Raw genomic sequence first — 11,485 nt, 5'->3', positions numbered from 1 at the left:
CCCGCATCTTGCGGGGAACGCGCCGGCGATTCAGCCCTGGCGCGCCTTGAAGCGGCGGTTGGTCTTGTTGATCACGTAAGTGCGCCCGCGACGACGGATCACGCGATTATCGCGATGACGGTCCTTGAGCGACTTGAGGCTGTTGCGAATCTTCATGGCTACGGTCCGAAAAGTGCTGAACGCGGTGGCCGGGAAGGTCATGCGCTCGCGAAAACAAGCCCGGGCGGTTAGTCGCGGGGCCGCTCCAAGTCAACCGCCAAGGCGGTCAGCCGGCGGCGCGGATATCCTCGAGCCGACGCTCCCAAGCCAATGCGTGGCCGACGATCACATCAAGGTCCGCGTAACGCGGGGTCCACGGCAAGGTCGCCATGATCCGGCGGTTGTCGGACACCAGCGAATCGGCATCGCCAGGACGGCGCGGCAGCTCCTGGCGCACCAGCTTGCGGTTGGTCACGCGATCGACCGCGTCGAGCACCTCGCGCACCGAATAGCCCTGCCCGTAGCCGCAATTCATGGTCAGGCTTGTCGTCGGCGCTGCGGCGAGAGCCTCGAGCGCCAGGACATGCGCGGCGGCGAGGTCGGACACGTGGATATAGTCGCGCACCCCGGTCCCGTCAGGCGTGGCATAGTCGGTGCCGTAGATCCCCACCTGCTCACGCTTGCCCAGCGCCGCTTCCACCGCGATCTTGATGAGGTGCGTAGCGCCCGCGGTCGACTGGCCGGTGCGGCCCTGCGGATCGGCACCCGCGACATTGAAGTACCGAAGCGCGCAGTAGTTGAGCGGGTGGGCGCGGGCGGTATCGGCCAGCATCGCTTCAGTCATCAGCTTCGACATCCCATAGGGATTTATCGGCCGCTGCGGCGCATCCTCGGCCACCGGGCTTACCTCTGGCGTGCCATAGACCGCCGCGGTCGAACTGAAGATGAAATGCGGAACCCCGGCGCCGACCGCCGCTGCGATCAAGGCCCGGCTCTTCACCGTGTTGTTGAGATAGTAGTCCAGCGGGCGCGCGACCGATTCGGGAACGATGATCGAGCCTGCAAAGTGCATGATCGCGCACGTCCCTTGCTCGGCAAAGATCCGCGCCAGCAATGCGGCGTCCTCGATGTCCCCCTCGTAGAGCGGACAATCGGCCGGCAGCGCGAATTTGAATCCGGTTGAAAGGTTGTCGATCACGCTGACCGGCCAGCCGGCATCGTGCAGCGCCCATACCGCGTGGCTGCCGATATAGCCGGCACCGCCGGTGACGAGGACGGGAAGCTTGGTCACGGATGGTCCTCGAAGGTTTGCGCCCGGTTCGCAGTAGCCAGCGCTGCCGCCGACCGCAATTCACTCCGGAGATGGCCGCTAAATCGTTCAGCCTTGGGCAATTGCCTGATGATAGGGGATATTCCACGTTCGCGCCAATTGCGCGCAGTCTTTCGTCATGCTCCGGGAAACACAGCCATGCGCCTTGCCCCTGTTCTCATGCTCGCCGCCCTCGCCCTCGCCCCATCAGCGGTGCAGGCCGCTTCGCCGGTCGAGGTGACGCGCTTCCATACGCCTGCCACGCTTGCCGCCCTGGGACGCGGCCCGATCACGGTCGTGCCTGCGCCCGGCAGCGACGTTAGCGGGATCGAGACGCGCGTGTTCCTGGAAGCGGTCGCGGCCGAGCTCAATCGGGGCGGAATCGCGGTGCCCGGCAGCGGTGCTCCGCGCACCGCCGAAGTGCGCGTGACCCGATCTGTTGCCACGGGCGAGCGCGCGCGTTCGCCGGTATCGGTAGGGGTCGGCGGAGGCTTCGGATCCGGAAACTATCGCCATGGCGGCCTCGGCGGGGTCGGGCTCGGCATCGGGATCGGCCTTGGCGGCGGATCGAAGGCGATGATCGACACCGAGCTGGCGGTGACCCTCCGCGACGGCTCGGGCGCTTCGCTGTGGGAAGGCCGGGCGGACACCCGGGTCAAGGACAAGTCGCGCGATGCCGCGACGCAGGTGGTCGCGACCCGTTTGGCCAGGGCATTGTTCGCGGGCTTCCCCGGACGGTCCGGCGAGACTATCGAGGTGCGATGAACGCACCTTCCAACATCGCCGCTCCCATCGTCATCGACGCCGCATTCGACGCGGGCAACATCGAGGTCCTCTCGCTAGATGGCTGCGAGGCCCGCCTCGCGATCCGCAAGGACCGCGAATCGGAATTCGCCCAGTGGTTCTATTTCCGGGTAACCGGTGCGGCGGGGCGGAAATTGACGCTGCGGATCACGGGTCTGGAGAAAAGCGCCTATCCGCAGGGCTGGCCGGGATACCGCGCCTGTTACTCCGAGGACCGCGAGTTCTGGGCCCGTGCTGATTCGGCGTGGGACAAGGATGCAGACGGCGGCACGCTGACGATCACCTGCACGCCGAAGGGTGACATCGCCTGGTTCGCCTACTTTGCCCCCTATTCGATGGAGCAGCATCACAACCTGGTGACCGAGGCGGCGCTGGCGGAAGGCGTCTCCCACCGGGTGCTGGGCCATAGCCTCGAAGGCCAGCCGATCGACTGCCTCGAACTGGGCGAGGGCGATCGGCAGGTCTGGATCTACGCCCGCCAGCATCCGGGCGAGACGATGGCGGAATGGTGGATGGAGGGCGCGCTGGCGCTGCTGACCGACGCGTCCGATCCGGTCGCGCGCGTGCTGCGCGCTGCCTGCCGGTTCCACCTTGTGCCCAACTGCAACCCGGACGGATCGCGCCGTGGCCACCTGCGGACCAATTATGCCGGGGTGAACCTTAATCGCGAATGGGCCGAACCCTCGCTCGAGAGATCCCCCGAGGTGCTGGCGATCCGCAATGCCATGGATGCGACGGGCGTTCATTTCGCGATGGATGTCCACGGCGACGAGGCGATCCCGGCGGTGTTCATGGCCGGGTTCGAAGGCATCCCTTCGTGGACCCCGGAACAGGGCGCGGCCTACGATCGGTATCAGGAGATTCTCGAGCGTCGCACGCCCGACTTCCAGCGCAAGCTGGGCTACGGAACCACGCCAAAGGGCAAGGCCAACCTGACCATGTCGACCAATCAGCTGGCCGAGCGGTTCGGAGCTTCGCACGGGTGCGTGTCGATGACGCTGGAAATGCCGTTCAAGGACAATGCTGGGCTCCCCGACGCGGAGCAGGGCTGGAGTCCTGAACGCAGCCGGCTTCTGGCGCGCGACTGCCTCGCCGCGCTGGCCGAATGGCTGCGCCCTGGCGACTGATTTGCGGGGCCAGGTTTAAGGGTTCGTTAGGGCCGGTTCGGGCAAGATTGGCGCATGGCCGCCCTGTTTGCCCGATTCGAAGCCCCGCTCCGCCTATCGCGGATGGGCGCGGTCCGTGCCGCTGTGGTTTCGGGTTCAGCGCTTGCGCTCATCTTCGCGGGCCAGCCGCTGCCCTTCTGACGGGCTCGGGAGCCACTCCGGTCTAGAGAATTTCCTGCACCTTTTCCTTCGGCCGGCATAGGCGGACCCCCTTTTCGGTCCGCACCAGCGGCCGCTCGATCAGGACAGGCTCTGCCGCCATTGCTGCCAGGACCGCATCGTCGTCGGCCTTGGTCAGGCCTCGTTCTTCGGCATCGGTCCCACGCAAGCGCAGTCCTTCCGCCGGGCGCATGCCCGCCTCGCGGTAAAGCGCGGCAAGTTGGTCCACGCTCGGTGGATGCTTGATATACTCGATCACCTCGACCTCGACGCCTGGCGCAGCGCGCAGGATTTCGAGGACGTTGCGCGACGTGCCGCAGCCGGGATTGTGCCAGATCGTTGCCTTCATCATGCTTTCCTGTTGCCTCCGACGAGACAAAACGCAAGCGCGACAATGGCTATCCATTCATGACTTGCAAATGAGAATTGATCGCAATACGGACCTTCTTGAGAGCGATTCTCAAGAGGGGGTTGAATGCCTGACCGTCGTGCCAAGTTTGCTGCGTATCTGCTTTCCGGCGGCTTCATCGCGCTGCCCTTCGTCGCTCATGCGGAAGAGGAGGCCGCGGCTCCGATCATCGTGAACGGTGATCGAGCGGGTTATGACGCGCGAGACGGCTCGTCCGCCACGAAGACGCCCACGCCGCTGATCGACGTGCCTCAGACGGTCGTTGTCATCACCCGCGAGCGGCTAGACGACCAGGCGCTCGAGCAACTGGGAGACGCGCTGCGCTACGTCCCCGGCGTCACCCTGGGCACCGGCGAAGGGCAGCGCGACCAGATCACCTTGCGCGGCCAGTCGACGACCGCGGATTTCTTCGTCGACGGCCTTCGCGACGATGCGCAGTATTATCGCCCGCTCTACAACATCGAGCGGGTCGAGGTGCTGAAGGGCGCCAACGCGATGATCTTCGGACGCGGCGGCGGTGGCGGGGTCATCAACCGCGTTACCCGCCAGGCCGATCCGGCGCGTGCAGCGGCCGGGGTGCGGGGCTCGGTCGACAGTTTCGGCGCATGGTCTGTCGCCGCGGATGTGAACCAGCCGCTGTCCGACATCGCCGCTGCCCGGATCGACACGATCTACGAGCATTTCGCCAACCACCGCGATGTCTTCGACGGCCGCTTCATAGGGGTCAGTCCGGCGGTCACCGTCCAGCCCGGCGACGATACCCGGATCACCGCCAGCTATACCTATGACGACGATAGCCGCGTCACCGACCGGGGCATTCCATCTTTCGCCGGCTCGCCACTGCGTGGATACGATCGGACCTTCTTCGGCGACGAGGATCTCAACCACAGCCGGGTAAAGGCACATGTCGCCCGTGCGCGACTGCAGCATTCCTTTTCCGCCAGCCTCACCGCCAACCTGACCGCGCAATACGCCAACTACGACAAATATTATGGCAACATCCTGCCCGCCGCCGCTACCGCCACTAAGGTCGACGTCACGGGCTACAACAGCACGAACGGGCGCGAAAACTGGATCGGGCAGGCCAACCTCGTCTGGCAGGGCGACACCGGACCCTTGCGACATACCCTTCTGATCGGCGCAGAAGCCGCGGCGCAGGACAGCAGTTCTACCCGTGCGGACGTTCTCTTCGCCACGGCCGGCGGCGGGACGAGTCTGCGCACCACAGTGCCGCTGGCCCGTCGCCTCGCCTTGCCGGCCGCGATGTTCGCCCCCATCAGCCGTTCGAGCACCTCCGACGCCACCGTCCTGTCGGCCTATATCCAGGACCAGGTCGAACTGGGCGAGCATGTCCAGCTGATCGGCGGCCTGCGCTACGATCGTTTCCGGCTGACCTCGCTCAACCGGCTTACCCGGTTCGCCGCACGCCGGACGGACGGCGTGTGGAGCCCGCGCATCGGCCTGATCGTCAAGCCGCAGGCCAATATCTCGCTTTATGCCAGCTACGCGAAAAGCTTCCTACCCCAGTCGGGCGACCAGTTCGGCGCGCTTGACGAGTCGACCGCGGCCCTCGCCCCCGAACGATTCCGCAACCTCGAGGCGGGGGTCAAGTGGGACCTGACGCCGGGGCTTTCGTTCGCCGCTGCGGCTTTCCGGCTCGACCGGTCTAACACCCGCGCCGCCGATCCGGCAAATCCTGGCCTGTTCGTCCTGACCGGCGCGACCCGAACGAAGGGCATCGAGGCTCATCTCAACGGGCAGATCACTTCCCGGTGGCAGGCCAGCTTGGGCTATTCGCTCCAGGACGGCCAAATCCGCTCGACGACGACCGCGGCTCCGGCGGGCCGGAGGCTGGCCCAGCTGCCGCGCCACCAGTTCTCGGCGTGGACTCGCTACGATCTGTTGCCGTCGCTGGGTCTCGGCGCGGGCGTCGTCCACCAGTCGCGTCAGTTCACGACGATTAGCAATGCGGTCGCCCTCCCGGCGTTCACGCGCGTCGATGCGGCGGTCTTCTGGGATATCAGTCCGAAGCTAGGCCTTCAGCTCAACGTCGAGAACTTGTTCGACTCGCGCTATTGGCCCGCCGCGCATACCGACAACAACATCGCACCGGGCGAGCCGCTCAACGCGCGGCTGACGCTGCGGGTAAAGTTCTAGGGCTTGGCGGTGCCGAGCGCTGGAACGGCGCGGGCGGCATCGGCAGGACTGATCCCCGGCGCCGGAGCCGCGCTGATCGTCTCTTCCCGACGCATCACGCGGCCGGCGCGCTGCACTGCCCGCGTGACCCGCGGATAGACGCCGCAGCGGCAAAGGTTGGGAATGGCGGCCGCAATCTCCGCCTCGGCGGGATCGGCGTTTCGCGCCAGCAGGGCGGCTGCCGCCATCACCATGCCTGGCGTGCAGAACCCGCATTGGATCGCGCCTTCGGCAACGAAGGCCTGCTGCACCGGGTGGCCACGATCGCGGCTAAGTGCCTCGATCGTGGTGACGAACCGGCCCTCGACCTCGGCCAGCGTGACCAGGCAGGCCCGGATCGCCTCGCCGTCGATGATGACCATGCAGGCGCCGCAATCGCCCGCTCCGCAACCGAACTTGGTGCCGGTAAGGTTCGCGGCATCGCGCAGCGCCCACAGCAGCGGGGTCTGCGGGTCCATCCGGAATTGGATGGGGCGGTCGTTGACGGTGAGCCGGGGCATCGCCGCCAGCCCCTAGCCGCGTCGGATCAGTCGCGCCAGCTTCGATCGATGCGGTCGATCTTGCGGGTCCATGCGGCGAACTCGGCCGCGCCCGGCCCGCCGGGCAGCGCGACCTGGCCCAGGTCCCGCTGGTGCACCGCCACGACGTCATCCGACACATGCACCGGCTGGCCCATCGCCAGCGTCGCGCACTGTATTTCGCAGGCGCGCTGAAGCGCCCACATCTGGATGAACATCTCGCCGATCGTGCGGCCGAGCACCACCGGGCCGTGATTGCGCAACATGAGGATGCGCTTGTCGCCGAGATTGGCCAGCAGGCGCTCGCCCTCTTCCGCGCGGACAGTCACGCCTTCGAAGTCGTGGTAGCCGATCTTGCCAATGAAATTGCAGGCGTAGAAGTTGGTCGGCATCAGCCCCTGCTCCAGGCTGCATACCGCCATCGTCGCGGTGGTGTGGACGTGGCAGATGGCATGGGCGTTGGGCAGGTGGCGGTGGAAATAGGCGTGCTGGGTGAAGCCCGCCTTGTTGACCGGATAGGGGCTACCGTCGAGGTTGTTGCCGTCGATGTCGATCTTCACGAGGTTGCTGGCGCAGACTTCGGAATACATCAGGCCATACGGATTGATCAGGAACGCATCATCCTCGCCCGGGACCTTGAGCGAGATGTGGTTGTAGATGGACTCAGACCAGCCGAGCGCATCGAAGATGCGATAGCAGGCGGCAAGGTCCTGCCGCGCGGCCCATTCGGCCTCGGTGCAATCGAGGTTGCGCTTGAGTTGGGTGGCCATCGTTCTCTCTCCGCCGTATCCTGGTTTCGATGTGCAACCTCTATCGCATGACCAGCAATGCCGATGCAATCGCCCAGCTCTTCGCCCCGCTTGCGACGGGCGGGGTGAACGTGCCCGCCTATCACGAGATTTTCCCCGACTACGAAGCGCCGGTCATCGTCGCGGACGAAGACAGCAGCGCACCGCGCCGGATCGCGCAGATGAAATGGGGCTGGCCGCCGTTCGGGCAGGTCAAGCGGCCGATCACCAACATCCGCAACCTGGCCTCGCCGATGTGGCGCAATGCCCTGGCCGATCCGCGCCGCCGTTGCCTTGTGCCGGTTACCGAGTTCTCGGAATGGTCGGCCACTCCCGATCCCGCCACGGGGCGCAAGCGCAAGCACTGGTTCGCGCTGCGCGACGATCCGCTGTTCGCCTTTGCCGGCCTGTGGCGGCCTACCGCGGATGGCCCGCGCTATGCCTTCCTGACCTGCGAAGCCAACCGGCTGGTCGGCGCGATCCATCCCAAGGCGATGCCGGTGATCCTGCGCGGCGGCGAGGAGGCGGATCGCTGGCTGGCGGCTGACGGCGAAAGCGCCGCCACCATGCAATGCGCCTTCGACGACACCGGCATGCGCGAGGTCGAGGTGCCCGAGCTTGCTCCCGACGCCGCGCCGCCAGTGCAGGGCTCGCTGCTCTAGGCGGCCGGAAGGCCGATCAGCGAGATCTGCCGGCCATAATCGGCCTCGCCCCGATGGGTCGCGCGGCGATAGGAATAGAACCGGTCCTCTTGTGCGTAAGTATCCTCACCCAGCCGAGTAACGCTGCCGATCCCCGCGGCTTCGAGGCGATGCGCGACATAGCCCTCGAGGTCGAACTGGGCATGGCCCGCCCTGCCCGGCGAAAAGAACCGCGCATTGTCGCTCCCGAACCGGGCGACGAACGCTTCGTCGACTTCGTAGCTTGGCTGGGCGATGCAGGGCCCGATCGCGGCAGCAATGTCGGTGCGGTGCGCGCCGAGCGCTTCCATCGCGGCAATCGTGGCGTCGGTGACTCCCGCCAACGCGCCCTTCCACCCGGCGTGGGCCGCGCCGACCACGCCCGCGCGCGGGTCATGGAACAGCACCGGCGCACAATCGGCCGTGAGGATGCCCAGCAGAAGACCGGGCGTCGCGGTGACCATTGCGTCGGCGCGGGGCCGTTCGTCGCCCGCCGGAGGTTCGGTGACCGTCAGGACCTCGGGCGAATGAAACTGGAAGACGGTGACGAGCGCGGCGCCGGGAAGCACGGCATCGCCTGCGAGACGGCGGTTTTCAGCCACGACACTCGGCGAATCGTCCGAACCCAGCCCGACATTGAGCCCCTCATGGATGCCGTGCGACGAACCCCCGCGCCGGCCGAGGAACCCGTGCGGCGCGCCGGCTAGGGCAGCCGCGCGCAGCACCTCGGGCCCGTCAGTCAAGACTGCGGCTCACCTGCTCGCGAGTGTCGCGCGACAGGGTCGGCACGGCGGCGAGGCGCTCCAGTTCGGCCTTCATCAGCGCCGAGCGTCCCGGCTCCATCCTCTTCCACCGGCCAAGTGGAGTCACGAACCGCGCTGCGGTGCTCGAATTGAGGGGATCGAGCGTCTCGATCAGGTCCGCGATCATCCGATACCCCTCGCCGCTCGCATCGTGGAACGCCTGCGGATTGGCCGCAAAGGCCATGTAGAGCGAGCGCACGCGGTTGGGATTAGCCAGGTTGAAGTCGGGATGATCGGCCAGCGCCTTGGTATGTTCGAGCGCCTTGGGATTGAGCGAGCCTGCCTGGAGCGAAAACCACTTGTCGATCACCAGCGCGTTTCCGGCGTAGCGATCGTGGAAGGCCGCCAGCGCCTCCTCGCGCTCGGGCCCGGAAAGGCCGCACAGGACCATCAGCGCGCCCTGGCGGTCGGTCATGTTATCGGCGCCGTCGAACTGGGCCTTGGCCCGGCGGATCGCCTCTGCCGGATCGGCCGGGGCAAGATAGACGAGCGCCTGGGTCTTGAGCTTGCGGCTGCCGCGCGCCTCGGGCGAAAGACTGTAGGGCACCGCGCTGCAACGGTCGTGGAGCGCCCGGAACTGCGCGCCCAGGTTAATTCCCAGCCAGGCTTTCAGCTCCTCGCGCGCGGCGTGGATCGCGGCCGGTTCGTTCACCAGCAACTGCTCGGCCAGGTAGGTCTCGCCCGGCAGGATGACGAACTCGCCGCGCATCAGGTCGTCCAGCGCACGGTCATCGAGAATCGCTTCAAAGGCCTCGCCGATCGCGGCGCGGCCCTGATCGAGCGCCGCGCCCGTCACCGAGCCGTTCACGACCCCGACGAGATGCTGGACGACCAGCTGCTGCATCGCCTCGTAGCGGGCGAAGGGATCGTCGTCGTGGCGCGCGAGGAACAGGAGGTCTTCCGCGGGCGTCGGGGTGGCGATGGCGACAGGAGCCGAGAACCCGCGGTTGATCGACAGAACCGGCGGTTCCGCGAATCCGGTAAAGCTGAACTCGCGCGTCGCATCGTCGAGGATTAGCGTCTGCTCGCCGCCGTGGCGGCCGCTCATGCGGTCGAACAGGGCGGTGCGCAGCGGGATCGGCATCGGCGCCTTGTCGGGCTGGCCCGGAGTTGCCGGAACGGTCTGGCGCAAGATCAGCCGGACTTCTCCGCTGGTGGCATCGTGGCGCATCTCCACCTCCACCCGGGGCGTTCCGGCCTGTTCGTACCAGCGGCGGAACTGCTTGAGGTCGAGCCCGGCGCCGTCCTCGATCGCCTTGACGAAGTCCTCGCAAGTCGCCGCCTCGCCGTCGTGGCGTTCGAAATAGAGATCGGTGCCGCGGCGGAAACGGTCGAGGCCCGCCATCACGGTCATCATGCGGATGACTTCGGCGCCCTTGTTATAGACCGTCGCGGTGTAGAAGTTCGAAATCTCCTGGTAGCTGTCGGGCCTGATCGGATGGGCGAGCGGACCCGAATCCTCGGGGAACTGCACGCCGCGCAGCACGCGAACGTCTTCGATCCGCTTGACCGGCGCCGAGCCCATCGCAGCCGAGAACTGCTGGTCGCGCAGCACGGTAAAGCCTTCCTTGAGGCTGAGCTGGAACCAGTCACGGCAGGTTACGCGGTTGCCCGACCAGTTATGGAAATACTCGTGCGCCACGACGCCTTCGATCGCATCGTAATCGCCGTCGGTCGCGGTATCGGGATCGGCCAGGATGTAGCGCGTGTTGAAGATGTTGAGGCCCTTGTTCTCCATCGCTCCGGCGTTGAAGTCGCTCACCGCGACGATGTTGAAATCGTCGAGGTCATACTCGCGCCCGTAGACGTCCTCGTCCCACTTCATCGCCGCTTTGAGCGATTCCATCGCGTGCCCCGTCCGAGCCTCGTCGCCGGGGCGGACGTAAATCGCCAGCCTGACCTTGCGGCCCGAAAGGGTAACGAACGAGCTGCGATTGGCGACCAGCTCGCCCGCGACGAGCGCGAAGAGGTAGCTCGGCTTGGGCCACGGGTCGTGCCATTCGGCCCAATGCGTGCCGGGGCCGTCACGTTCGGGGTCGGCGCCCCGGGCAACCTCGTTGCCGTTGGCCAAAAGGACCGGAAACTTCGCCTTGTCGCCCGCCAGGCGGACGGCATAGCGGCTGAGAACGTCGGGCCGGTCGGGAAAGAACGTGATGCGGCGAAAGCCTTCAGCCTCGCACTGCGTGCAGAGCATCCCGTTCGATGCGTAAAGGCCGGAAAGCTGGCTGTTGGCTGCAGGATCGAGCGTCGTCTCGATCACGATCTCGTGCTTATCCCCATCGAGTTCGATCACGAGGTCGCTGCCGTCCATCCGCCACGAATTGGTCGATTGCCCGTCCACCGTCACGCTGTCGGCGGTAATCCCGTCGCCGTTCAGACGAAGCGTCGTTCCCTGCTCTCCGTGGGGATTACGCTCGACTCGCAGCGTCGACTTCACCCGGGTCGCGTCGAGCTTTAGCGCGAAGTCGAGATCTATCGTCGGCACCAACCATTCGGGGACGCGATAGTCCTTGCGCTGGATGATTGCCGGAGCCTGTGGCGGCGGGGCGGCGTCGGCGAGCTCGGGATTGCCGGGAGGGGTGCTGGGGTTGGGGGCAAGGTCTGTCATGCGTGGCAATGTAGGCCCCGCCAGCCCCCGGGCAAACGACAAACATCGCTTGACAGGACAAACGCG

Annotated in this window: 11 protein-coding genes; 4 read left to right on the top strand and 7 right to left on the bottom strand. The window is 66.4% G+C overall.

Annotated features, from left to right (window positions below; genetic code table 11):
* Positions 1-30 precede the first annotated feature (30 nt).
* Together ykgO and galE are read right to left on the bottom strand one after the other, a co-directional pair.
* Positions 31-156, bottom strand: a complete 126-nt coding sequence (gene ykgO, locus ACFO0A_RS03175) for a type B 50S ribosomal protein L36 (RefSeq protein ID WP_003046794.1) — start codon at positions 154-156, stop codon at positions 31-33.
* A gap of 109 nt (positions 157-265) precedes the next feature.
* Entirely contained in the window at positions 266-1,270 is a 1,005-nt protein-coding gene (gene galE, locus ACFO0A_RS03170) for a UDP-glucose 4-epimerase GalE (protein WP_379537526.1), read from the bottom strand.
* A gap of 177 nt (positions 1,271-1,447) precedes the next feature.
* On the opposite strand from galE, the gene ACFO0A_RS03165 reads away from it, so the two are divergent.
* Together ACFO0A_RS03165 and ACFO0A_RS03160 are read left to right on the top strand one after the other, a co-directional pair.
* The gene (locus tag ACFO0A_RS03165) at positions 1,448-2,053 is read left to right on the top strand and encodes a DUF4136 domain-containing protein (protein WP_379537525.1); all 606 of its coding nucleotides are present in this window, start codon (positions 1,448-1,450) and stop codon (positions 2,051-2,053) included.
* Positions 2,050-3,219 carry a M14 family metallopeptidase gene (locus ACFO0A_RS03160; protein ID WP_379537524.1) on the top strand — a complete coding sequence of 390 codons (1,170 nt, stop codon included), beginning with the start codon at positions 2,050-2,052 and terminating at the stop codon, positions 3,217-3,219. The genes ACFO0A_RS03165 and ACFO0A_RS03160 overlap by 4 nt, the downstream gene beginning before the upstream one ends.
* Before the next feature lie 202 nt (positions 3,220-3,421).
* On the opposite strand, the gene ACFO0A_RS03155 is transcribed toward ACFO0A_RS03160, so the two are convergent.
* Positions 3,422-3,766 (bottom strand): arsenate reductase family protein, encoded by a 345-nt coding sequence (locus ACFO0A_RS03155; RefSeq protein ID WP_379538151.1) that lies wholly within the window; start codon positions 3,764-3,766, stop codon positions 3,422-3,424.
* 126 nt (positions 3,767-3,892) lie between these two features.
* Between ACFO0A_RS03155 and ACFO0A_RS03150 the strand changes: the two genes are divergently transcribed.
* The gene (locus ACFO0A_RS03150) at positions 3,893-5,983 is read left to right on the top strand and encodes a TonB-dependent receptor (RefSeq protein ID WP_379537523.1); all 2,091 of its coding nucleotides are present in this window, start codon (positions 3,893-3,895) and stop codon (positions 5,981-5,983) included.
* Here ACFO0A_RS03150 and ACFO0A_RS03145 read toward each other — a convergent pair.
* Entirely contained in the window at positions 5,980-6,522 is a 543-nt protein-coding gene (locus ACFO0A_RS03145) for a (2Fe-2S)-binding protein (RefSeq protein ID WP_379537522.1), read from the bottom strand. The two genes, ACFO0A_RS03150 and ACFO0A_RS03145, sit on opposite strands and share 4 nt — an antisense overlap.
* Before the next feature lie 26 nt (positions 6,523-6,548).
* Positions 6,549-7,310, bottom strand: coding sequence for a class II aldolase/adducin family protein (locus tag ACFO0A_RS03140; protein WP_379537521.1), 762 nt, complete (start codon positions 7,308-7,310; stop codon positions 6,549-6,551).
* Between the two features lie 29 nt (positions 7,311-7,339).
* On the opposite strand from ACFO0A_RS03140, the gene ACFO0A_RS03135 reads away from it, so the two are divergent.
* A complete protein-coding gene (locus tag ACFO0A_RS03135) occupies positions 7,340-7,990 on the top strand; it encodes an SOS response-associated peptidase (protein ID WP_379537520.1) in 651 nt (216 codons plus the stop codon).
* Here the strand turns inward: ACFO0A_RS03135 and pgeF are convergent.
* Together pgeF and pepN are read right to left on the bottom strand one after the other, a co-directional pair.
* Positions 7,987-8,751, bottom strand: a complete 765-nt coding sequence (gene pgeF, locus ACFO0A_RS03130; protein WP_379537519.1) for a peptidoglycan editing factor PgeF — start codon at positions 8,749-8,751, stop codon at positions 7,987-7,989. The two genes, ACFO0A_RS03135 and pgeF, sit on opposite strands and share 4 nt — an antisense overlap.
* Complete coding sequence (gene pepN, locus ACFO0A_RS03125) at positions 8,744-11,419, bottom strand: aminopeptidase N (protein ID WP_379537518.1); 2,676 nt, start codon at positions 11,417-11,419, stop codon at positions 8,744-8,746. Before pepN ends, pgeF begins: the two co-directional genes overlap by 8 nt.
* Between the last annotated feature and the right edge of the window lie 66 nt (positions 11,420-11,485).

The organism is Novosphingobium tardum, from assembly GCF_042652045.1.
GTDB lineage: Bacteria > Pseudomonadota > Alphaproteobacteria > Sphingomonadales > Sphingomonadaceae > Novosphingobium > Novosphingobium tardum.
This window is presented reverse-complemented; position numbering and strand designations above follow the sequence as displayed.

Bases quoted from the DNA above. Each gene is read 5' to 3' on its own strand.
- ACFO0A_RS03165 (WP_379537525.1), top strand. From the start codon at position 1,448: ATGCGCCTTGCCCCTGTTCTCATGCTCGCCGCCCTCGCCCTCGCCCCA.
- ACFO0A_RS03160 (WP_379537524.1), top strand. From the start codon at position 2,050: ATGAACGCACCTTCCAACATCGCCGCTCCCATCGTCATCGACGCCGCA.
- pepN (WP_379537518.1), bottom strand. From the start codon at position 11,419: ATGACAGACCTTGCCCCCAACCCCAGCACCCCTCCCGGCAATCCCGAG.
- ACFO0A_RS03135 (WP_379537520.1), top strand. From the start codon at position 7,340: ATGTGCAACCTCTATCGCATGACCAGCAATGCCGATGCAATCGCCCAG.
- ykgO (WP_003046794.1), bottom strand. From the start codon at position 156: ATGAAGATTCGCAACAGCCTCAAGTCGCTCAAGGACCGTCATCGCGAT.
- ACFO0A_RS03155 (WP_379538151.1), bottom strand. From the start codon at position 3,766: ATGAAGGCAACGATCTGGCACAATCCCGGCTGCGGCACGTCGCGCAAC.
- ACFO0A_RS03140 (WP_379537521.1), bottom strand. From the start codon at position 7,310: ATGGCCACCCAACTCAAGCGCAACCTCGATTGCACCGAGGCCGAATGG.
- ACFO0A_RS03150 (WP_379537523.1), top strand. From the start codon at position 3,893: ATGCCTGACCGTCGTGCCAAGTTTGCTGCGTATCTGCTTTCCGGCGGC.
- ACFO0A_RS03145 (WP_379537522.1), bottom strand. From the start codon at position 6,522: ATGCCCCGGCTCACCGTCAACGACCGCCCCATCCAATTCCGGATGGAC.